This window comes from Burkholderia reimsis, assembly GCF_003294055.1.
Classification (GTDB): domain Bacteria; phylum Pseudomonadota; class Gammaproteobacteria; order Burkholderiales; family Burkholderiaceae; genus Burkholderia; species Burkholderia cepacia.
The window spans coordinates 250187-271909 of record NZ_QMFZ01000006.1; the positions used below are offsets into that span (position 1 = coordinate 250187).

Consider the following 21723-nt stretch of genomic DNA (forward strand, 5'->3'; position numbering starts at 1 on the left):
TCATTAACGCCCATGAGCCCGGTCGATTGCTTTAGGCGGCCGGTCAGTTGTTTTAGATTGCCGCGCTCTCCAGTTCGGCATCGTCGATCGCGTTCGACGATGCGCGAATGTCGCTCGGCGAAATGCCGTAGCGCTTGCGGAACGCGATCGAGAAATGTGCAGGGCTGTAGCCGACGCGGTACGCCACGGTCGACACGTTCGCGTCCTCCGCGCACAGCATCGCGTGCGCGGTCCGCAGCCGGTATTCCTGCAGGTACGCATACACGCTCGTGCCGAACACCTTGCGGAAGCCGGCCGTCAGCTTGCGCGAATTCATCCCCACCCGGCCCGCGAGCGCATCGAGCGTCGGCGGCTGCTGGAGTTCGCGCGTGAGGATGTCGCTCGCCGCGTACACGCGCTCGACGTCCGACGACGTGACGCGCACGTCGGCCGGCGCGAACTGCCGCTGCGTCGCCAGCAGCTGCGCGCTCAGCGCGGTCAGCTCGAATGCCTTGGCCTTCAGGTAGTACTCGCGCACCGCGCCCTCGAACGGGCACGTCGCGATCTGCACTGCGAGCGCCTGCAGCGCCTTCGATGCCGGGCAACTGACGATGCGCGGATCGCCGCCCGTCGGCGCGAGCATCTTCTCCGGCAACAGGCTCAGGTTGCGGTCGAGCGCATCGAGGCCGAGCTGCACGATCGTGTAGCGCAGCGGCACGTCGCGGTCGTAGATCTGGTGCGTCGTGAATTCGCCGTCGTTGGCGATCACGCACAGGCCCGGCCCCTTGATGCACTGCTCGGGCTGGCCCGGCACGCGGCAGCGCAACTGCCCGCTCTGCACGAGGACGAGCTTCAGCCCTTTTTCGAGCGGCTCCTCGTACCAGTCGCGGCTGTCCGAGCACAGCGTGCCGCTCATGAGTTTCATGCCCGCGTCGATGTGCACCACGCCCGGATGATTGCCGGGCACGAGCACCGGCGGGTGACGTCGTGACGAAGCGAAGGAGGTCGAGCTCATCGGAGGTCCGTTGGTTAGGCGGCACGCGCGGCCCGGCGCGCGCCGGCGGCAACCGGCCGATTCTCCGGCCGGGCCGGGCGGGCGCCGCGCGACAGGCGCCCGATCGAATGAAATTGCCGCGATATCGAAAGAAACGACGTTATCGCGGCACTTGTTACAAATGATAATACCTCTCATTTACATTTTTTGACAACTTGCCGGAACCCAAGGTCAGCGCATGCACTCCTCCCTTCCCTCCGTGGCGCCGGCGATCCCGGCCGACGCGCCCGACTGGCCCGACGACTTCGCGCACCGCTATCGCGACGCCGGCTACTGGCAGGACACGACGTTCTTCGAGGCGCTCGACGCGCAAGCGCAGCGCGCCCCCGACGCGCTCGCGGTCGTTGACGGCACCTGCCGGCTCAGCTATCGCGACCTGCTGGCGCGCATCCGCCAGCTTGCGGGCGGCCTCGCGCGTCTGGGCCTGGTGCGCGGCGACGCGGTCGTCGTCCATCTGCCGAACGGCGCACGCTTCATCGAGACCTGCTTCGCGCTGTTCCAGCTCGGCGTGCGGCCGGTGCTCGCGTTGCCCGCCCACCGGCACTACGAGATCGGCGCGTTCTGCCGCTTCGCCGGCGCGCGCGCGTATCTGTGCGCGGCACGACTCGGCGAGTTCGACTGCCGGCCGCTCGCGGCCGCATTGCAGGCCGACTGCCCGACGCTCGAGCACGTCGTGATGGACGGCGACGATCACGCGTTCACACCATTCGATGCGCTGTACGACGCGCCGCCGCTGCGCGAATGCGCGGCACGCGCCGACGACATCGCATGCTTCCAGCTGTCGGGCGGCACGACCGGCACGCCGAAGCTGATCCCGCGCCGCCATCGCGAATACCTGTACAACGTGCGCGCGTGCAGCGTCGCGAGCGGATTCGACGCCGGCACCGTCTACCTCGCCGCGCTGCCGATGGCGCACAACTTCACGCTGTGCTGCCCCGGCACGATCGGTGCGCTGCTCGCGGGCGGCCGCGTGGTCGCGACCGGGCGGCCCGAGCCCGAACAGAGCTTCGCGCTGATCGCGCAGGAACGCGTCACGCATACCGCGCTCGTGCCGCCGCTCGCGCTGCTGTGGCTCGACGAACAGCCGCAACGCCGGGCCGACCTGTCGAGCCTGCGCGTGCTGCAGGTCGGCGGCGCGCGGTTGATGGACCACGCCGCCGCGCGCGTGGCGCCCGTGCTCGGCTGCCGGCTGCAACAGGTGTTCGGGATGGCCGAAGGGCTCATCTGCTGCACGCGGCTCGACGATTCACCTGAACGGATCGCGCATACACAGGGCCGCCCGGTGTCGGACGGCGACGAAGTACGCATCGTCGACGAAACCGGCGAACCGGTCGCACCGGGCGAGATCGGCGAACTGCAGGTGCGCGGCCCGTACACGATACGCGGCTACTACCGGCTCGCCGGGCACAATGCAACCGCGTTCACGGCCGACGGCTTCTATCGCAGCGGCGATCGCGTGCGGCGCACCGCCGACGGCGACCTCGTCGTCGAAGGCCGCGACAAGGACCAGATCAATCGCGGCGGCGAGAAGGTCTCCGCCGAGGAAGTGGAGAACCTGCTGCTCGCGCACCCGCAGGTGCATGACGCCGCGGTGGTCGCGATGCCCGACCCGCTGCTCGGCGAGCGCACGTGCGCGTTCGTCGTCGCACGCGCACCCGCGCCGTCGAGGCTGGTGCTGAAACGCTACCTGCGCGACTGCGGGCTCGCCGCCTTCAAGATTCCCGATCGCATCGAGTTCATGCCGCGCTTCCCGGAATCCGGCATCGGCAAGACCAGCAAGAAATCGCTGCGCGACCTGCTGCGCCGCCAGTTGCAGGCGGCGGCCGCATGAGCGCGCGACCGATTGGTTCGAACTGGATCCGCGAGCTGCGCCTGTCGCCGTGCCCGCGCGCGCAGCTCGTGTGTTTCCCGCATGCAGGCGGCACCGCGAATTTCTTTCGCAACTGGAGCCGCGCGCTGCCATGGGACGTCGACCTGCTCGCACTGCAGTATCCGGGCCGCGAGGAGCGTTTCGGCGAACCGTGCCTGACGACGATCGACGCCCTCGCCGGCCCCGCCGCCGACGCGCTGCAACGTTATGCGCACGCGCCGCTCGTGCTGTTCGGGCACAGCCTCGGCGCGGCGCTCGCCTACGAGGTGGCGGCGCGGCTCGAGGCGCGCGGCGCGGCCCCGCTTTACCTGGCCGTATCCGCGTTGCCGCCGCCGCATCGTCAGCGCCTGTCCGACCTGCACCTGCAATCGGACGACGCACTCGTGGCCGATGTCGCGCGGCTGTCCGGCGAGCACGCCGCGCTGCTCGCCGATCCGGAGATGCGCGCGATCTACCTGCCGATGATCCGCCACGACTACCGTGCGATCGAGACGTATCGCCGCGACCGGCCGCCGCGGCTCGACACGCCGCTCGGCGTGATGCTGCCGCTTGCCGATTCCGAGCTCGACGACGACGAAGCGCACGCGTGGCAGGACGTCGCGTCGCGCCCGATCCGCATCGAGACGTTCAGCGGCGACCACTTCTACCTGCGGCACCAGTACCCGGCGCTGATCGCGCACCTGGTCGAACGGATCGACCAATCCCTTCGTTACGGAAAGGAGTACACATGAAAACACCGGACGCCTGCACGGGGCTGCCCGACATTCGCGAAGCCATCGATCGCCTGGATGCCGACATCATCGACGCGCTCGGCCGGCGCATGCAATACGTGAAGGCTGCATCGCGCTTCAAGCCCGACGAAGCGAGCATCGCCGCGCCGGAACGGGTGGCCGCGATGCTGCCCGACCGGCGCCGCTGGGCCGAACAGGCGGGCCTCGACGGCGACTACGTCGAAACGTTGTTCGCCGGCCTGATCGCGTGGTACATCGCGCAGCAAACGCAGCACTGGCGCCGGCAACGGGGGCTCGCATGAACGCCGGCCTCCCGCTGCTGCACGACACGTTCGCGCGTGCGGCCCGCCGCGCCGCCGACACCGGCACGCCGACGCTCGCGTCGGTGTCGGTGCCGGTGCGGCCGCTCGACTTCTTCGACCTGATCGCCGCATGGGACGACGGGGCCACGCCGTGGTTCTTCCACGAAGCCGGCGATACATCCGTCACGCTGTTCGGCTGGGGCAACGCGCTCGAACTGACCGCCACCGGCGACACGCGCTTCGCGCAGATCGATGCGCGCTGGCGCACGCTCGTTCGCGATGCCGTGACGGCCGGCCCGCAGCCGCCGCGCGCCGTCGGCGGCTTCCGGTTCGATCCGCGCGGCGCGCGCAGCGCGCACTGGGCGCCGTTTCCCGACGCCAGCATGACGGTGGCGACGCTGCTGATCGTGCGCGAAGGCGACGCGCACTGGGCCGTCTGCCAGCACGTCGTCGCCGCGCACGACGATCCGGCCGCGCTCGCGCATGCGTGTCTCGCGCGCATCGAGTCGCTCGGCTCGCTCGCGGCCGCCCGCGACGACGCTGCACCGCATCTGCTGCACACGCAGGCGCTGCAGGCGAGCGAATGGCAGCACGAAGTCCGGCGCGCGGTGGACGCGATCCACGGCGGCGCGTTCGGCAAGGTCGTGCTCGCGCGCGACGTGCTCGAACAATACGCGCGGCCCGTTGCCATCGCGCCGCTGCTGCGCCGGCTGCGCAAGCGCGACGCGCACGCGCACCTGTTCGCGATCCGCCGAGAAGGCGCCTGCTTCGTCGGCGCCACGCCGGAACGGCTCGCGCGTGTCGCGGCCGGCGACGTGCGCACGCATGCGCTGGCCGGGACGACCCGGCGCGGCGCCACGCCCGACGACGATCGCGCACTCGGCGCGGCCCTGATGGCTTCCGCCAAGGAGCGGCTCGAACACGCGCTCGTCGTCGACGCGATCCGCGCCGCGCTCACGCCGCTGTCGCGCGCGCTCGACGTGCCCGCGGAACCGTCGCTGCACCGGCTGCCGAGGCTGCAGCACCTGAGCACGCCGATCCGCGCGACGCTGAAGGAAGACGCGACGCTCTTGCAGGTCATCGCGGCACTGCACCCGACGCCGGCGGTGGCCGGCCATCCGCGCGACGCGGCGCTCGACCACATCCGCGCACATGAAGGATTCGATCGCGGCTGGTATGCGGCGCCCGTCGGCTGGATCGACGCGCACGGCAACGGCGACTTCATCGTCGCGCTGCGCTCCGCGCTGGTCGACGGCGGGGCCTGCCGGCTGTTCGCGGGCTGCGGCATCGTCGCCGATTCCGAGCCGGTCAACGAATATCAGGAGACCGAACTCAAGTTGTCGGGCATGCAGGCGGCGATCCGCGTGCGTGATGTGGAAGCGGGGGTGGAGGCGGCATCGGATGCGCATGACCCGGCACGGGTGTCGGCTTCGTCGACGGTCGAGTGACGCCACGGCGCGGCGGCCGCACGCATCACAACAGCGGCAGCGTGAGCCGGATATGCTCGGCGAACGCCGCCGTCAGGTGCGACGGCCGCTTGCGATCGAACTTCAGCGTAATGCCCACGGCAGGCAACGGCGGCAGGCGCGGATCGCCGGTGACGATCGCCAGGTCGGCCGGTACCGCCGTCTGCGTCATCACCGCGAACGCCTGCCCCGAACGCACCAGCGCGATCAGCCCCGCGAGACTGCTGCTCGCGTATGCGACGCGGTAATGACGGCCGGCGCGCTCCAGCGCCTCGCAGGCCGCAATGTGGTCGAGCGTGTCGCGATCGGACAACGCAAGCGGCAGCGGATCGAAATGCCCGGGTTCCAGCCCCGGGTAGCCGATCCAGACCAGTTGCTCGCGACGAATGATGTCGTCGTTCGCGCCGTCGTCCGGCAATGAAATCATCGCCAGGTCGACCGCACGTTTCTCCAGCTGTTCGACGAGACGCGGCGTCGGCCCGCACACGACCTCGACGATCGCCTGCGGATGCTGGCTCGAAAACTGCCGCAGCAGCGACGGCAGCCACACCTGCGCGTAATCGTCCGGGCACCCGAAGCGGATCGTCCCCGACAACCCCGTGCCGCACAGGTCGGCCATCGCCTCGTCGTGCAGCCGCAGGATGCGCTGCGCATGCACGAGCAGCCGCTCGCCCGGATGCGTCAGCACCACGCCGCGCCCGGTGCGCTGGAACAGCGGCTGGTCGACGGCCTCCTCGAGCCGCTTCATCTGCTGGCTGAGCGCGGACTGGGTGCGGCCGACACGCGCGGCCGCGCGGCTGAGCGCGCGCACCTCCGCGATCACGACGAACGAGCGCAGCAGGTCGATTTCAAGCGAAAGCCCCAAGGTATTAGCTCCTTTTCTACCTTGCATAAGAACTATTCGTTTCCATCAAACCAGACACGCGCCTAGACTGCAAGCGCCCCCTGCCCTTTTGCCCGGAGATGCCCGATGTCCCTGAACGACGACCCGACCTTCTGGCGCAACGCCAGGCAGCACCTGGTCCGCTACGGCGGCACGTTCGAGCCGATGATCATCGAGCGCGCGAAAGGCAGCTTCGTCTATGACGCCGACGGCCGCGCGATCCTCGATTTCACGTCGGGGCAGATGAGCGCGGTGCTCGGCCACAGCCATCCGGAGATCGTCTCCGTGATCGGCGAATACGCGGGCAAGCTCGACCATCTGTTCAGCGGGATGCTGTCGCGGCCGGTCGTCGACCTCGCGACACGCCTCGCCGACATCACGCCCGACGGGCTCGATCGCGCGCTGCTGCTCAGCACCGGCGCGGAATCGAACGAAGCGGCGATCCGGATGGCGAAGCTCGTCACCGGCAAGTACGAGATCGTCGGCTTCGCGCAGTCGTGGCACGGGATGACGGGCGCCGCCGCATCGGCCACGTACAGCGCCGGCCGCAAGGGCGTCGGCCCGGCCGCCGTCGGCTCGTTCGCGATCCCGGCACCGTTCACGTACCGGCCGCGCTTCGAGCGCGACGGCACGTACGACTATCTCGCCGAACTCGACTACGCGTTCGACCTGATCGACCGCCAGTCGAGCGGCAACCTCGCCGCGTTCATCGCGGAGCCGATCCTCAGTTCAGGCGGGATCATCGAGCTGCCGGAAGGCTATATGGCGGCGCTCAAGCGCAAGTGCGAGGAACGCGGGATGCTGCTGATCCTCGACGAGGCGCAGACCGGCGTCGGCCGCACCGGCACGATGTTCGCGTGCCAGCGCGACGGCGTGACGCCCGACATCCTGACGCTGTCGAAGACGCTCGGCGCGGGGCTGCCGCTCGCGGCGATCGTGACGTCCGCGGCGATCGAGGAACGCGCGCACGAACTCGGTTACCTGTTCTACACGACGCACGTGTCGGACCCGCTGCCGGCGGCCGTCGGCCTGCGCGTGCTCGACGTGGTGCAGCGCGACGGGCTCGTCGCACGGGCGAACGTGATGGGCGACCGGCTCCGGCGCGGCCTGCTCGACCTGATGGAGCGGTTCGACTGCATCGGCGACGTGCGCGGACGCGGGCTGCTGCTCGGTGTCGAGATCGTCAAGGATCGCCGGACGAAGGAACCGGCGGACGGGCTCGGCGCGAAGATCACGCGCGAATGCATGAACCTCGGGCTCAGCATGAACATCGTGCAGTTGCCCGGCATGGGCGGCGTGTTCCGGATCGCGCCGCCGCTGACCGTCAGCGAGGAAGAGATCGATCTTGGCCTGTCGCTGCTGGGGCAGGCGATCGAACGGGCGCTGTAGCGGCGCGCGGTAACGCCCTTCCCCGCATCACGCAATCCGTCGCGCCGGCTCGACCGACCGGCGCGACGAATTTCCGATCGATCAACGCGCCTCGGCCGCCCACGCCTCGGCATCCGCGCCGGCCGGAATGCGCATCGGGCTCGACGGATCGGTCGCTGCCCGCCATACGGCTTCGGCGACGTCCTGCGCATGGGTGATCGGCCCCGATGCATCGAGCATCCGCGCGACGGCCTTCCCGACAAACTCCGCATACGCTTCATGCTCGAAGCCGTGCATGTTCGCGCGCGCGTTGTCGCCGAAGCGCGTGTCGGGCGCCCGGCCCGGCAACACGAGATGCGCGCGCACGCCGAACGGTTCGAGCTCGACCGCCATCGATTCGGTGTACGCATTGACCGCCGCCTTGCTCGCGCGGTACGCGCCGACCAGCGGCAACGCCTTCAGCGTGACGCTCGACGTGACGTTCACGACCACCCCGGCCCCGCGCGCGCGAAACTGCGGCAGCACGGCCTGCGTGAGCGCGATCGTGCCGAGCGTGTTGGTCTCGAATAGCGCACGCACCGTATCGAGCGGCATGAGCTCGGCCGGCGCGGCCGCGCCGAAACCCGCGTTGTTGACGAGCACGTCGATCGGGCCCGCCGCGTCGACCGCGGCACGGATGCTGTCCGCGTTCGTCACGTCGAGCGGCAGCACGCGCAGGTTGGCCGACGGCGGCAGCACGTCCTCGCGCGGCGTGCGCATCGTCGCGACGACTTGCCAGTCGCGGGCCAGGAAATGGCGGGCGATCTCGAGGCCGAAGCCGGAGGAACAGCCGGTGATCAGTACGGTCTTCATGCGAACTCCTGTGATGTGTCATGTGTCGGGCAGGTGTTCGTACGATAGATGGCCGGATCCGTATTCGCTACAATCGAAAATCCGCTTTTCTTTTGCGAGAGTCCGGCGATGATCGACCCGCTGACCGAAGTCGTGACGCTGTTGCAACCGGGCGCGCGGTACTCGAAGTACGTGCGCGGCGCGAGCCCGTGGGCGATCAGCCGCACGGTCGCCGGCGAACCGTTCTACTGCGCGATCCTCGACGGCGGGTGCCGGATCGCGATCGACGGGCACGCACCGATCGAACTGTTGCCCGGCGACTTCATGCTGATTCCGGCTGCCCAAGGCGTCGCGATGTCGAGCCTCGAACCGCCGGCACCGGGCGTCGAAACCGCGCCGCCAGTCGCGCTCGACCACGGCGAATACCGGATCGGCGACGCCGCCAACCCGGTCGACACGCGAATGATGGCCGGCAACTGCAGCTTCGGTTCGCCCGATGCATCGCTGCTGGTGTCGCTCTTGCCGCAATTCGTGCACGTGCGCGGCGAACCGCGGTTGACCACGCTCGTGCAACTGGTGCGCGACGAATCGCGCGCGCAGCGGCCGGCCCGCGAGATCGTGCTGGCGCGCCTGCTGGAAGTGCTGCTGATCGAGGCGCTGCGCTTCACGTCCGGCACGAACGCGTCGCCCGGCCTCGTGCGCGGGCTCGCCGACAGCCGCCTCGCAGCCGCGATCCGGCGGATGCACGAACGTCCCGCGCACCCCTGGACGGTCGTCGAGCTGGCAAAGGAAGCCGCGCTGTCGCGCTCGACGTTCTTCGAACGCTTCAGCCGCGCGGTCGGCGTCGCACCGATGGAATACCTGCTGACATGGCGCATGGCGCTCGCGAAGGACCTGCTCCGGCGCAACGAGGGCCGTATCGCGGAGATCGCGGGGCGTGTCGGCTACAGCTCGGCCAGCACGTTCAGCGTCGCGTTCACGCGGCACGTCGGCCGGCCGCCCGCGCAATATGCGCGCGACGAACGGGCGACGACGAACGACGCGTGAATGGCCGCGGCCGGGGCATCCGGCAGCGCGTGAGCGGGCGGCATCGGCGTACACTGCAGGACACGTCACGACGCGGCACGAAACGAGCGATGGAGAAGGACACGGCGACGAACGGCAGCGACACGCACGACCACTGGCTCGTCGCTCGGCGCGATGCGGACACCGGCATCGAAAGCCTGCATGCGCATTTCAGCGGCCATGCATACGATGCGCACGATCACGACGACATGCTGGTCGGCTTCACCGAACAGGGCGTGCAGCAATTCCAGTGCCACCGGTCGGTGCATACGAGCGTGCCGGGCCGCGCGATCCTGATCGAGCCGGGCGCGCTGCACGATGGCCACGCGCCCGAAGCGGGCGGCTTCACGTATGGAATGCTGTACCTCCCGCAGGCATGGGTCGAGCGAGCGGCACGCCGGCTGGACCTGCCGGGCCTCGGCGGCGTCGAAGCCGCGTTCGGCCACACGCTGGTCGACGATCGCGGCCTCGTCGACACGATCCGGCAGGCGTTCGTCGCGCTCCACGGCAACGAGGGCAAGCTCGCGCGCGACCAGGCGCTCGACCGCCTGCTGACACGGCTCGGCGGCGAATTGCGCGCCCCGCTCGCGAGCGGCGGCAATGCCGTCGCGCCCGCGATTGCCCGCGCGCGCGATCTGCTGCATGCGCGCATGAGCGACGATATCGGCCTCGACGCACTCGTCGATCTCACCGGGATCGACCGGTTCCGGCTGACGCGGCTGTTCCAGCGCGCGTACGGCACGTCGCCGCACGCGTACCTGGTGCGCGTGCGGCTACGCGCCGCGCGCCGCCTGCTGGCCGCCGGCCGCACGCCCGCACAGGTCGCGGCCGACGTCGGCTTCGCCGACCAGAGCCACCTCGGCCGCTGGTTCCGCCGCGCATACCGGATCACGCCGGCTGCGTACCGGCAGATGTGCACAAACGTTCCAGACTGATCCCACGCGGCATCCGATCATGTGCGCTTCAACGAGGAGCAATCATGTTCGATACCAAGGTGGCGCTGATCGTGCGCGACGATCTCGCGGCGTGGCAGAAACTCAATGTCGTCGCGTTTCTCGCGACGGGCGTCGCGGCTGAAGCGCCCGAAGCGCTCGGCGAGCCTTACGAGGATGCGGCGGGACGCCGCTACGGCCGCATGCTGGGCCAGCCGATGCTGGTGTTCGCCGCCGATTTGAACGGCCTGCAGGCCGCGCACCGGCAGGCGCTGTCGCGCGAACTCACGATCGTGCCCTACGTGCACGCGATGTTTTCGACCGGGCACGACGCGGCCAACCGCGAAGTCTTTCGTGCCGGCGACGCCGAGCATCCCGACCTCGTCGGGCTGGCGCTGCGCGGGCCGAAGAAGGCGGTCGACAAGGCCGTGAAGGGGCTGGCGCTGCATACGTGAACACCCGGGCCGCCCCCGCATCCCGGATCAACGATGCGCGAGCACGTTGACGAGCTTGCCGAACGGATCGCGCACGTAAAACCGCCGCACGCCCCAAGGCTCGTCAGCCGGGCCGTATTCGACGGGAATCCCGGCCGCCTGCACGCGTGCGAGCGCTTCGTCGACGTCGTCGACCTCGATCGACAGATCGGGCGTCGGCGTACCCGCCCCGCCCTGCGATGCGAAGCTGATCTGCACGTCCATCTGCTCGGCATTGCCATAGGTTGCGATCCAGCCGTGGTCCATCAGCAAGTCGAGGCCGAAGATCCGCTGGTAGAAGCGCTTTGCGTCGTCGACTGATCGTGTGTCGATATTGGCGACGATCCGTTTGACCTTCATCGGATTCCTTCACAGGTCGTGACAGTACCGCGACGCTACACCGGAATCGCGTGCACAACCAGCGCATCAGCGCCCGGCCGCTTCCATCCTGGCACGCCGGGCCCGGGTGGCCCGCTCGCCTGGCTTGCCGGCCAGCCACACACCGATCGCGACGACGACGATGCCGAGATAGGTCGACACCGCGACGCTGTCGCCGAACATCCACGCGGCCCAGGTCAGCGTCACCGGCGGTTCGAGATAAACGAGGGTCGCCACGCGCGTCGCGGGCATGCGCTTGAGCAGCGCCCACAACGACAGGTAGGCGATAAAGGTCGAGAAAACCGTCAGCCACACGACGGACACCCACACATCCGGCTGACGGACGACGGCAATCGCGCCGCGCTGCATTTGCGCGACGTGCTGAAAAGCACGTTCAGGATCGGCTAGAGTAGAAAAGGCATCGGCAGATCGAGGTCGAGGTCGAACGGCTGCCGATAGCGGTGTTTCGCGTCGCCGCCGGGCGTAGCCGGATCAACTACGATCGAAACCGAATCGGCTACACCATTCGCGGTGACCGCCGGCCCGTTGCAGGCCGGCGGCTTCCTTCATCAACCGCCGAGGTACGCCTGCTTGATCCGGTCGTTCGCGAGCAGGTTCGCGCCCGTATCGGCAAGCACCACGCGCCCCGTTTCGAGCACGTAGCCGCGATCGGCCACACCGAGCGCCTTGTTCGCGTTCTGCTCGACGAGGAACACGGTGACGCCCTCGTCGCGGATCGTCCTGATGATGTCGAAGATCTGCGCGATCACGAGCGGCGCGAGGCCGAGCGTCGGTTCGTCGAGCAGCAGCAGGCGCGGCTTGCTCATCAGCGCACGGCCGATCGCCAGCATCTGCTGCTCGCCGCCCGACATCGTGCCGGCCCGCTGCGTCGCGCGCTCCTTCAGGCGCGGAAACAGCTTGAACACGTGCTCGATGCCGTCGTCGATCTCATGACGGCTCGCGAAGAAGCCGCCCATCTTCAGGTTCTCGAGCACCGTCAGGCTCGGGAACACGCGCCGCCCTTCCGGCGAGATCGCCATCCCCTGCCGCATGATCTGGTGCGTCGACATCGCGGTGATGTCGTTGCCCTCGAACAGCACGCGGCCCGACGATGCGCGCGGCGTGCCGCACACGGTCATCATCAGCGTCGTCTTGCCGGCGCCGTTGCTGCCGATCAGCGTGACGATCTCGCCCTTGTTCACCTCGATCGACACGCCCGCGAGCGCCTCGACCGCGCCGTAGTGCGTATGGACCTGTTCCAGCTTCAGCATCACTCTTCCCCCAGATACGCCTTGATCACGCGCGGGTCGTTGCGGACCGCTTCCGGCGTGCCGATCACGATCGGCCGGCCGTGCTCCATCACGAGGATGCGGTCGGACACGCCCATCACGAGGCTCATGTCGTGTTCGATCAGCAGTACCGATACGCCGAACTCACGGCGCAGCTTGTCGATCAGGTGCTGCAGTTCGATCTTTTCCTGCGGGTTGAGGCCGGCCGCCGGCTCGTCGAGCATCAGCAGGCGCGGCTCGGTGATCATGCAGCGCGCAATCTCCAGGCGCCGCTGATGCCCGTACGACAGCGTGCCGGCCGGCCGGTTGGCGACCGACGTCAGCCCCATCCGGTCGAGCCACACCGCCGCGCGCTCGAGCGCTTCCTTCTCGGCACGGCGATACGCGGGCGTCGAGAAGAGGCCCGGCAGCAACCCCGCCTTCACCTTGCGGTGCTGCGCAACGAGCAGGTTCTCGACGACGGTCAGCGACTTGAACAGGCGAATGTTCTGGAACGTCCGCACGAGGCCCTTCAACGCGATCTTGTGGCTCGGCAGCCCCGCGATCGCGTGGCCGTCGAGCACGACGTCGCCGCCGGTCGGCTTGTAGAAGCCGCCGACGCAGTTGAACACCGTGGTCTTTCCCGCGCCGTTCGGCCCGATGATCGCGAACACTTCATCGCGGCGCACGTCGAAATCGATCCCGTCCACCGCGAGCAACCCGCCGAAGCGCATCTGCAGCCCGGCGACCTTCAACAGTTCTGCATGTGCGCTCATCGCGGCAGCTCCACGTGGGGACGGCTCGCGGGCAGCAGGCCCTGCGGACGCCACATCATCATCAACACCATCACCAGACCGAAGATCAGCATCCGGTACTCGGCGAAGCCGCGCGCGACTTCCGGCAGTACGGTCAGCAGGATCGCCGCGAGAATCACGCCGAGCTGCGAACCCATCCCGCCGAGCACGACGATCGCGAGGATCAGCGCCGATTCGATGAAGGTGAACGATTCAGGATTCACGAGGCCCTGGCGTGCCGCGAAGAACGCGCCGCCGATGCCCGCGAACGCCGCGCCGAGCGTGAACGCCGACAGCTTGATGCGCGTCGGGTTCAGGCCCAGCGAACGGCACGCGATCTCGTCGTCGCGCAGCGCTTCCCACGCACGGCCCATCGGCATGCGGATCAGGCGGCTCGTGACGAACAGCGTGAAGCCGACCAGCACGAGCGCGAGCAGGTACAGGAAGATCACCACGTGGTCGCCGCTGTATTCCAGCCCGATCAGTTCGTGGAACGTCTTCGCGCCTTCGACGCTCGCGCTGCGCGCCATCTCGTAACCGAACACGGTCGGCTTCGGGATGCCCGAGATGCCGTCCGGGCCGCCCGTGAGGCTCGTCAGGTTGTTCGCGAGCAGGCGGATGATTTCGCCGAAGCCGAGCGTGACGATCGCGAGATAGTCGCCGCGCAGCCGCAGCACCGGGAAGCCGAGCAGGAAGCCGAACGTCGCGGCCGCGATCGCGGCGAGCGGCAGGCACTCCCAGAACGACAGCCCGAAGTACTGGTTCAGCATCGCATACGTATAGCCGCCGACCGCGTAGAACCCGACATAACCGAGATCCAGCAGCCCCGCGAAACCGACCACGATGTTCAGCCCGAGGCCGAGGATCACGTAGATCAGCGCGAGCGTCGCGACGTCCACCGCGCCGCGCGAGCCGAAGAACGGCCACACGAGCCCGACCGCGAGCAGCACCCATACGACCGCGCGCTGCTGCCGCGCGCCCATCGCGGGCATCGCCGGCAGCTTCACCGCCGATTTCGCGCGCACGAGCCACGGCTTGAACAGCTGGAACAGGAACACGGCCGCGACCGCGATCCACACCGGCCGCCAGTGCGGCGTGAGCACCACCTGATAGCCGTCGAGCTTCAGTTGCAGCCCGAGCACCGGAATCGTGAGGATCGCCGTCAGGAACGCGGCGGCCACGGCATTTTTCAGCGCCTGGCCGATCGAAGCGTCGGCGGCAGGGCGGCGAACGGAAATGACTGTACTCATCTGCGTCTCCGTCAAACCTTTTCGATGTCCGACTTGCCGAGCAGGCCGGTCGGGCGGAAGAGCAGGATCAGCACGAGCAGGCCGAACGCGACGACGTCCTTGTACTCGGCCGGCATGTAGCCTGCGGCGAAGGTTTCAGCGAGGCCCAGCAGCACGCCGCCGAGCATCGCGCCCGGGATGCTGCCGATCCCGCCGAGCACCGCGGCGGTGAACGCCTTGATACCCGCGACGAAGCCGATATACGGGTTCAGCTTGCCGATCGTCAGCCCGATCAGCACGCCGCCGACGGCCGCCAGCATCGCGCCGAGCACGAACGTGAACGAGATCACGCGGTTCGTGTCGATGCCGAGCAGGTTCGCCATCTTCATGTCCTCGGCGCATGCGCGGCAGGCACGGCCCATCCGCGAATGCGAGATGAACAACGTGAGCGCGATCATCAGCACGACCGTCACGCAGACGATCAGCAGGCGCGCATACGGGATCGTCACGTCGAAGTCGCCGCCGAGATGGATGTCGAACGCGCCGGAGATCAGCACCGGCACGGACACGTCGCGCGCGCCCTGGCCGATCTGCACGTAGTTCTGCAGGAAGATCGACATGCCGATCGCGGAGATCAGCGGCACGAGGCGCGGGCCGCCGCGCAGCGGCCGATACGCGACGCGCTCGACCGCGAAACCGTACAGCCCGGTGACGATCACCGACACGATCAGTGCGGCGCCGAGCACGAGCGGCAGCGGATAACCGGCGGAGATGCCGATGGCCGTCAGGGTGACGAGGCCCACGTATGCGCCGATCATGTAGATCTCGCCGTGGGCGAAGTTGATCATGCCGATGATGCCGTAGACCATCGAATAGCCGATGGCGATCAGCGCATAGATCGCACCCAGCGTCAGGCCGTTGACCAGCTGCTGGGCGAATTGCGGAAAGAAGTCAGTCATGTGCGGGAAGCTCCCGTTGGCGCTGTGTCGCGTACCGCGCCGGATCACGGCATTCGGCCGCGCGCAACGCACGGTGTCGTCTCGGGCCGCCTGCCGGCCGCGCACTGGGGACATGCGCGGCGCGAATGCACACCCGCCCCGTCCGGGTTTCGGACAGGGCGGATGCGTGGGCGGGTACTCCGTATTACTTGGCGGCGGTCTTCGTCGCGTCCTTGTGCCACGTGTACACGACGAACTTGAACGCCTTCAGGTCGCCCTGCGCGTCATACGCGACCTTGCCGATCGGTGTGTCGAACGTCGTCTTGTGCATGTACGCGGCGACCTTGGTCGGGTCGGTCGTCTTCGCGCCGGCGATCGCGTCGGCGATGATCTTCACCGCGGCGTACGACGGCATCTGGAACGGGCCGTTCGGATCGCGCTTCTTGTCCGCGAACGCCTTCACGAGCGCCGCGTTGGCCGGATCGGCCGAGAAGTCGGCCGGCAGCGTGACGAGCATGCCTTCCGAGGCCGGGCCGGCGATTGCCGTCACGTCCTTGTTGCCCACGCCTTCAGGCCCCATGAACGTGGCCTTCACGCCCTGCTCGCGCGCCTGGCGCAGCAGCAGGCCCATTTCCGGGTGGTAGCCGCCGAAGTAGACGAAATCGACGCCTTGCGACTTCAGCTTCGTGATGATCGCCGAGTAGTCCGAATCGCCGGCGTTGATGCCTTCGAACAGCACGACCGGGATCTTCGCGGCTTCGAGGTCCTTCTTCACCGACGATGCGATGCCCTGGCCGTACGACTGCTTGTCGTGCAGCACCGCGACCTTCTTCGGCTTCACGTTGTTGATGATGAAGTGCGCGGCGGCCGGGCCTTGCTGGTCGTCACGGCCGATCGTGCGGAAGATGAAGTGACGCTTCTTGCCTTCCGTCAGCTGCGGTGCGGTGGCCGACGGCGTGACCATCACGATGCCTTCGTTCTCGTAGATGTCGGAGGCCGGGATCGTCGACCCCGAGCACACGTGGCCGATCACGTACTTGATCTTCTGGCTGACGATCTTGTTGGCGACGGCGACGGCCTGCTTCGGTTCGCATGCGTCGTCCATCATCACCACTTCGAACTTGTTGCCGCCCGCACCGCCTGCTGCGTTGACCTGCTCGATCGCGGTCAGCGCGCCGGCCTTCACCATGTCGCCGTATTGGGCGACCGAGCCGCTCATCGGACCAGCGATGGCGATCTTCACGGTTTCCGCTTGCGCGGTGGCCGCGCCGGCGGCGAACAGCACGGCGGCGACGGAAATGGACGTAAGACGGGACAGCGTCATCTGGGAGCTCCTCGATGTTGTTTAGTCATACGGGCAAAGGCGGCATGACTTGCGCAATCGAACAGCACCCGGGGCGAGGACATGGGACACGCCCGAGACACATAGAAGACGGAACTCCAGCGGAATGTTGCGTAGCGGGGCCCGGCTCTTGCAGTCCCCGAAGGGGACGTCTGGTTCGGAAAGACATCGTGATGCGTCTTGCATTGCGCAAGCGTTTCGCCTGCCCCGCTTGCCAAACCGCTTGATCGGAGGGATGGTCCGACAGCCGTTGGCAAGGCAGTCGAAATTATATGGGCGTTTTTAAATCGTCTGTCAAAAATGCCGGTCTACCGAGGGAAAACACGTAGAGAGGTTGTGACAGTCGGTAGCAATGACGGCGCAACCTTGGGGACGCCGCATGGAGGCTGGGAGTGCAATCCGGTTGCTATTGGCGGGGGTTTTTCGGCGCTGTGCCTTGTCGGGATTGGGATTGGGTGATAGGCGATTTTTCGTGGTGCGTGGCGGGGCTGTAAAGGGTCGCATCGTCGTTCTTCAATCGACTGATGATTGGTTTGGTGAGCACCATTGCAGTGCGTTGGGCGGAGGCGCTCAAGCCTTCTGTTTGCCGACGATCCTCGATCGTTGGAAAGGTGATTGTTATTGATGTGAAATAATACGAATTCGCCTCTGCAATCCAGCCAGCCTTCCTGCGAGACGCGTCCACCGCGCCTCGCAGTCGCTTCAGGGCCACTTCAACGCCCGCCCGTCGCCCAGCCGCCAGCCAGTGATCTGCCGTTTTTTTCATTGCACATCACCTGATTGGGATCGCTCATGAATCATCCGTTTCGCCTTTCCTCCGCCGCCGCGATCGCGTGCGCGCTTTCTGTTTCTACCGCCAATGCGTCGGGCCGCGATTCGCTGACCGATCGGTCGGCCGGTGCCAATGTTTTTCGTTCCGAACGGCGCGCCGCCATTCGCGATGATGGACATACGGCACGTTTGAACCGCCGCCGCTCGCAGTACGCTGCGCCCGTGGAGCGTAGTCCGTTCGATACGCCGGATACGCGACCGTTGCGTGTAACGGGCGATGCGCTTGTGGCAGCGCCGCCTTCGTCGGAACATGAACCCGAGTTGGTGTTGCCCGCGAATCGGGTCGCGCTCGGAGCGGGTGGCAGCGATAGTTTTGGCCGCGCGGTGCCTGGATACGAGCAGCGTGAGCAGAACTGGAATGAATACCTGCGGGCGAATGGCTCACGACCGGCGGGTAGTGGCGGATCGTATGCGGCGCAGCGGCCGTACGACGCGCCGCGCGGGCCGCATGGTGCGCCGAATCCGTTCGATCCGTCCGTGCCGCAGCCGGAGACGCGGACGTTCTATGACAATGGAGCGGGGACGCATTGCACGGCTACCGGCGGTGCGAGGACGTCGCGGTCGTCTTGCAATATCGCTTGGTGATGGGCTCGGCGCGGGTGGCTTAGGTTGCCCTGCCCGGCGCGCTGCGCGACTTCGCGCAGCGCGGCCGCATCCTGCGGCGTTGCCTTTTACAACTGCGTGATGATCAGCCTGCCAGGCTCAATATCGATTCGCGCCTTTCGGCCCGGGACAAAACACGCATCGCTGATCAGCCACATTCCACCAATCTTCATGTACGGAAAGATCTTCTCCGGCTTGAGGTCGGTTTTCGGCGTACCCCACATTTCCTGAATCGTGACGAAACGTTCCGTCTTTGGTGGTCGTGCTTTATGATTCGGCTTAGCCATGGACAACTCCTGTTCAGTTGGCTGTGGTTAGCGGGTCGTGAGTGTTGGTAGCACTTGCGGCCCGCGCTCGTTTACTGCGTTGCTTTTGATGGTTCGGATTCCTCCTTTGTTGGTATTCGGTGGATACAGTGCCTTGATAGGGAGTCGGCGCGTGTGGCACATCCATTCACGCGCACGGCGTGCACGCAATCATCATCAGTTGGACATTGCCTATCAGACCATCACCGACGCGTATTGAGCTGCACGTTAGCCATTGGGTATAGGCACGCGACTTGGTCAGTCCTCGGTTTATTGCGCGCTTCGAAGCCAATGGGGAGCAAATCGACGCAAGCGCGATCAGTCCCTGACACGACTGATCAGAACGTGACGATTTGAAACGGTTCGACCTTGGCCACGCGCCACGTATAGCCGCTACCGGTACGGCGGTGAGCCTGCGCTTCCTCTAACGCGAACGCGCATAGCGGTTGCCGTGGTCGTTACGATGGCATCCGCATTAGACATTCGCGCAGGCGCTTAATCAACTCCGGGTCGTCAGTGCAATCGATGGGGCTGATGTTGTCGAGTGCCGGGACGTTCGAACTTATCCACTTCTGGGCCGACGTCGGGCCGGCAACCCAATAGATCGTGTAAGCAAGATCAAGGTGCCCATTTAGAGCCTTAGCGAGATCTCGGACTTCCGGAAAATCCTTGAATTTCGCAAAGAGATCGGAGAAATTTTTCCAGACATCGTCGCCAGCATAGTACTGTTCGAGCCGAATCAACAGAGCACCTCCAAAACAAATTAGATCGTCGTTCTCGGGATCACGCGCCGACGGTAGGAGCACTACATCGTCACAATTCGGGCTGACTCAGCCTCCCACATGTGCGTGCATGTGTGGTTGTTTTCGATTTTCTGCCCCCCCCGTAGATACCAGTCGCGCACCCGTATCGTAGCGATAAGTAAGCTCCATATTCGGGGGGCCAGTCGCCACACGATTCGGAATCTTCTTCGGTAACAGCGTGCAATTGTTGTGGCAAGCAGCCGGCCGCTGTACCCCGTGTAGTCGTACGCCGCATTTTTCGCGTATGCGATTCTGAATCGACCGAATCGCTTACGATCCGCTCCATTCCGGAAACGCGCTCAGGGTAGTTTACGCGCCGGCTTATTCGTTGACGCTTTTTGCCAGGCAAGCAATATTCCTGCCTCTCCGCAAGCGTTGTTGACTTCGGACAAAGCTGTCACATCGACTGACCAAAGCCACATACCATTTGAAATGCTTTCCAACGATCCTCGAGAAGAATCAGATCCGATCCATTCCTTCAAAGGAAGATCGTCGACGCGAATATCCAGGTGCTCTTCGTTGAGAACATTCAGGGGATAAACCATCCTGAGCTTCGTTCCTTCGTAGCTCGCCGATCCGGGCGATCTATTAGGGAGCTCCCTGGTGAAAAGAGACGTATTTTCAAAAGGGAAAATCCTAACCAAATTAACACCAGTCGAATATTTGTACGCAATCGACGGATTTTCCGCATCGTAAGCGATCGCGTACTTAAATCTCACATTAATGGCCGCATGCTTTATAAATTTCGCTATTTCTTTACTTACCTCGCCAATTGACCTCCCTATCTGGACATCGACAAATGATAGCCCCTCAAATTCCGGGACATTGTGGCCAAATGAAATAACTGGGACGTCACCATTTTCCTCGTCGTTATATACCTGAAATTCAACGACCTCTCCAGTTGCAATCCTGCCCCTTAATTCAGCGATAGACGTTTCATGATCATCAGCAAATCTCTCTCCGTTCCGGACAACGAATTCCAGAAAAACCGCCTTAGTTGCTTCTCCACCAAATTGACGAAACAGGCTTTCAGCCATTGACAGAGCGGACTCGACCTGAGTCGGATCGGTTCCATAAATTACGATTCCAACGCTCATCTCTTCTCAGACTCCTGATATTGAGGCGAGAACAATTTCCGTTCGCGTCTTAGTTGGAAAATTCCGGCTCTTGAGGCTCCGGCGCATCTGGCCCAGTAGATCCGAGGAAGAATCGAATCCGAATTAGCTGTCGCACTTCCCCGCTACGGTTTGTCTTTCGCGCATCTCCAAGGATCATCTCGAAGAGACATCGCTTTCCGGCGCACCGTGCGGCGAGTTCGTTCCTCTCGAATTTGCCCACCACCTGCAAGTAGGCCCTTGCGCCAAAGGCAACGTCTGGAAGCGGATCAAGAATGAGGTAATTTATATGCAGCACTGCCCCTGATCTACGTTTCGGGCTCGTCATTGACTCATACCTTCATCGTACGACCTAGATCGAACCAATATTTGGCCATGGGAAATAAGTGGATCAACAGTCTGCATGCTAGCTCCTTGAGTATTCGACGGATGCTCTCCGAGAGTTTAATTTCAAGCCGCATGAAATCTCAATGCACCTCCATCACCGCCTTCAAACGTAACCTACTGGCTGCCCATGGCTGCATTCCAAGCCCGCTCAAAATCTTCTTGTTTAATTTCGTCTTTTAACGAAAGATTAAGATCACCCCTCACTCCATCAAAGAGCAAAAATCCTATATCAGGATTCCAATCCTGTAGGGATGAAGACGCGTAGACCCTTCCACTATCAGGACGGCTGATCTGACGTGCTGCAACACCATTGACAAATTCCGTAAAAATCTCTCCGAAACCACACGGAAACTCCGTCCTAGAGTGAAAATACTCTCTTTTCACGAATAGATCGATCCGCTTATCTTCATTCGACACGAAATGTCAACCGTTAAAAAATCATCAAAACCCACACGAGATCGAAAAATAAGGAAAGCAACGCTGCCTCGCTCGATCCCAGGTCGCTCATGCATATAATTACCTACAATATTCTTTTAGAACGCCCTCATCAAACGACTTACTTCCTGACACCCTACTTCCCAATAAATAATCAACATCCATCCCACCCAATTCGACACCATTTCTTTTCGCCGCAAAAACAATGGTCAAAAATGGATAGGAATAATAGCTTGGATTTTCCATTACATCCCAAATCAATCCAGCCCCAACCTCCATCGCATTTATGACCCTAGGCAAATAAATACCTGTCACTTTTTCGCATATCCATCGACATGTCG

The 21723-nt window shown here is 65.0% G+C and carries 25 protein-coding genes; 9 read left to right on the forward strand and 16 right to left on the reverse strand.

Annotated elements, in window-relative coordinates:
• Positions 1 to 52: 52 nt before the first annotated feature.
• The gene (locus DPV79_RS10455) at positions 53 to 994 is read right to left on the reverse strand and encodes a helix-turn-helix transcriptional regulator (protein WP_021163802.1); all 942 of its coding nucleotides are present in this window, start codon (positions 992 to 994) and stop codon (positions 53 to 55) included.
• Between the two features lie 217 nt (positions 995 to 1211).
• Here DPV79_RS10455 and DPV79_RS10460 point away from each other — a divergent pair, with 217 nt between their 5' ends.
• The 4 genes from DPV79_RS10460 to DPV79_RS10475 are packed head-to-tail and all read left to right on the forward strand — an operon-like array spanning position 1212 to position 5384.
• Positions 1212 to 2864, forward strand: coding sequence for a (2,3-dihydroxybenzoyl)adenylate synthase (locus tag DPV79_RS10460; protein ID WP_113045362.1), 1653 nt, complete (start codon positions 1212 to 1214; stop codon positions 2862 to 2864).
• The gene (locus DPV79_RS10465; protein ID WP_113045363.1) at positions 2861 to 3634 is read left to right on the forward strand and encodes a thioesterase II family protein; all 774 of its coding nucleotides are present in this window, start codon (positions 2861 to 2863) and stop codon (positions 3632 to 3634) included. The genes DPV79_RS10460 and DPV79_RS10465 overlap by 4 nt, the downstream gene beginning before the upstream one ends.
• Positions 3631 to 3936 (forward strand): isochorismate lyase, encoded by a 306-nt coding sequence (locus DPV79_RS10470; RefSeq protein WP_021163799.1) that lies wholly within the window; start codon positions 3631 to 3633, stop codon positions 3934 to 3936. Before DPV79_RS10465 ends, DPV79_RS10470 begins: the two co-directional genes overlap by 4 nt.
• The gene (locus DPV79_RS10475) at positions 3933 to 5384 is read left to right on the forward strand and encodes an isochorismate synthase (RefSeq protein WP_113045364.1); all 1452 of its coding nucleotides are present in this window, start codon (positions 3933 to 3935) and stop codon (positions 5382 to 5384) included. The genes DPV79_RS10470 and DPV79_RS10475 overlap by 4 nt, the downstream gene beginning before the upstream one ends.
• A gap of 25 nt (positions 5385 to 5409) precedes the next feature.
• On the opposite strand, the gene DPV79_RS10480 is transcribed toward DPV79_RS10475, so the two are convergent.
• The gene (locus tag DPV79_RS10480; protein ID WP_081052663.1) at positions 5410 to 6294 is read right to left on the reverse strand and encodes a LysR family transcriptional regulator; all 885 of its coding nucleotides are present in this window, start codon (positions 6292 to 6294) and stop codon (positions 5410 to 5412) included.
• A 78-nt stretch (positions 6295 to 6372) separates the two neighbouring features.
• Between DPV79_RS10480 and DPV79_RS10485 the strand changes: the two genes are divergently transcribed.
• Complete coding sequence (locus DPV79_RS10485; RefSeq protein WP_021161416.1) at positions 6373 to 7674, forward strand: aspartate aminotransferase family protein; 1302 nt, start codon at positions 6373 to 6375, stop codon at positions 7672 to 7674.
• A gap of 81 nt (positions 7675 to 7755) precedes the next feature.
• On the opposite strand, the gene DPV79_RS10490 is transcribed toward DPV79_RS10485, so the two are convergent.
• Positions 7756 to 8505 carry an SDR family oxidoreductase gene (locus DPV79_RS10490; protein WP_021161417.1) on the reverse strand — a complete coding sequence of 250 codons (750 nt, stop codon included), beginning with the start codon at positions 8503 to 8505 and terminating at the stop codon, positions 7756 to 7758.
• Between the two features lie 48 nt (positions 8506 to 8553).
• Here DPV79_RS10490 and DPV79_RS10495 point away from each other — a divergent pair, with 48 nt between their 5' ends.
• The 3 genes from DPV79_RS10495 (at position 8554) to DPV79_RS10505 (ending at position 10936) form a co-directional block, all read left to right on the forward strand.
• On the forward strand, positions 8554 to 9531 hold the full coding sequence (locus DPV79_RS10495; protein WP_113045365.1) for an AraC family transcriptional regulator: 978 nt from the start codon (positions 8554 to 8556) through the stop codon (positions 9529 to 9531).
• 89 nt (positions 9532 to 9620) lie between these two features.
• Complete coding sequence (locus DPV79_RS10500; RefSeq protein ID WP_113045366.1) at positions 9621 to 10484, forward strand: AraC family transcriptional regulator; 864 nt, start codon at positions 9621 to 9623, stop codon at positions 10482 to 10484.
• Between the two features lie 44 nt (positions 10485 to 10528).
• The gene (locus DPV79_RS10505; RefSeq protein ID WP_021161420.1) at positions 10529 to 10936 is read left to right on the forward strand and encodes a DUF2000 domain-containing protein; all 408 of its coding nucleotides are present in this window, start codon (positions 10529 to 10531) and stop codon (positions 10934 to 10936) included.
• A gap of 27 nt (positions 10937 to 10963) precedes the next feature.
• Here DPV79_RS10505 and DPV79_RS10510 read toward each other — a convergent pair whose 3' ends face one another.
• The 8 genes from DPV79_RS10510 to DPV79_RS42025 all read right to left on the reverse strand — a co-directional run bounded on the left by DPV79_RS10510 (position 10964) and on the right by DPV79_RS42025 (position 17669).
• A complete protein-coding gene (locus DPV79_RS10510; protein ID WP_059861996.1) occupies positions 10964 to 11314 on the reverse strand; it encodes a VOC family protein in 351 nt (116 codons plus the stop codon).
• 66 nt (positions 11315 to 11380) lie between these two features.
• Entirely contained in the window at positions 11381 to 11701 is a 321-nt protein-coding gene (locus DPV79_RS10515) for a DMT family transporter (RefSeq protein WP_069254874.1), read from the reverse strand.
• A 200-nt stretch (positions 11702 to 11901) separates the two neighbouring features.
• A complete protein-coding gene (locus DPV79_RS10520; RefSeq protein WP_011694813.1) occupies positions 11902 to 12603 on the reverse strand; it encodes an ABC transporter ATP-binding protein in 702 nt (233 codons plus the stop codon).
• Entirely contained in the window at positions 12603 to 13376 is a 774-nt protein-coding gene (gene livG, locus DPV79_RS10525; protein ID WP_113045367.1) for a high-affinity branched-chain amino acid ABC transporter ATP-binding protein LivG, read from the reverse strand. The genes DPV79_RS10520 and livG overlap by 1 nt, the downstream gene beginning before the upstream one ends.
• Positions 13373 to 14644 (reverse strand): high-affinity branched-chain amino acid ABC transporter permease LivM, encoded by a 1272-nt coding sequence (locus DPV79_RS10530; protein WP_059497126.1) that lies wholly within the window; start codon positions 14642 to 14644, stop codon positions 13373 to 13375. The genes livG and DPV79_RS10530 overlap by 4 nt, the downstream gene beginning before the upstream one ends.
• Positions 14645 to 14655: 11 nt before the next feature.
• Positions 14656 to 15582, reverse strand: a complete 927-nt coding sequence (gene livH / locus DPV79_RS10535) for a high-affinity branched-chain amino acid ABC transporter permease LivH (protein ID WP_027789674.1) — start codon at positions 15580 to 15582, stop codon at positions 14656 to 14658.
• Positions 15583 to 15766: 184 nt separating this feature from the next.
• On the reverse strand, positions 15767 to 16885 hold the full coding sequence (locus DPV79_RS10540; protein ID WP_027789675.1) for a branched-chain amino acid ABC transporter substrate-binding protein: 1119 nt from the start codon (positions 16883 to 16885) through the stop codon (positions 15767 to 15769).
• A gap of 424 nt (positions 16886 to 17309) precedes the next feature.
• The gene (locus tag DPV79_RS42025; protein WP_133295634.1) at positions 17310 to 17669 is read right to left on the reverse strand and encodes a hypothetical protein; all 360 of its coding nucleotides are present in this window, start codon (positions 17667 to 17669) and stop codon (positions 17310 to 17312) included.
• Between the two features lie 26 nt (positions 17670 to 17695).
• Between DPV79_RS42025 and DPV79_RS10545 the strand changes: the two genes are divergently transcribed.
• Positions 17696 to 18319, forward strand: a complete 624-nt coding sequence (locus DPV79_RS10545) for a hypothetical protein (RefSeq protein WP_113045368.1) — start codon at positions 17696 to 17698, stop codon at positions 18317 to 18319.
• A gap of 86 nt (positions 18320 to 18405) precedes the next feature.
• Here the strand turns inward: DPV79_RS10545 and DPV79_RS10550 are convergent, their stop codons facing one another.
• The 5 genes from DPV79_RS10550 to DPV79_RS42040 form a co-directional block, all read right to left on the reverse strand.
• Positions 18406 to 18624 (reverse strand): SymE family type I addiction module toxin, encoded by a 219-nt coding sequence (locus DPV79_RS10550; protein WP_060198111.1) that lies wholly within the window; start codon positions 18622 to 18624, stop codon positions 18406 to 18408.
• Between the two features lie 476 nt (positions 18625 to 19100).
• On the reverse strand, positions 19101 to 19385 hold the full coding sequence (locus DPV79_RS10555) for a hypothetical protein (protein WP_060357695.1): 285 nt from the start codon (positions 19383 to 19385) through the stop codon (positions 19101 to 19103).
• Positions 19386 to 19744: 359 nt separating this feature from the next.
• Positions 19745 to 20542, reverse strand: coding sequence for a hypothetical protein (locus tag DPV79_RS42030; RefSeq protein ID WP_133295635.1), 798 nt, complete (start codon positions 20540 to 20542; stop codon positions 19745 to 19747).
• A 519-nt stretch (positions 20543 to 21061) separates the two neighbouring features.
• Positions 21062 to 21364, reverse strand: coding sequence for a hypothetical protein (locus DPV79_RS42035; protein ID WP_133295636.1), 303 nt, complete (start codon positions 21362 to 21364; stop codon positions 21062 to 21064).
• 99 nt (positions 21365 to 21463) lie between these two features.
• Positions 21464 to 21697, reverse strand: coding sequence for a hypothetical protein (locus tag DPV79_RS42040; protein WP_133295637.1), 234 nt, complete (start codon positions 21695 to 21697; stop codon positions 21464 to 21466).
• Positions 21698 to 21723 lie beyond the last annotated feature (26 nt).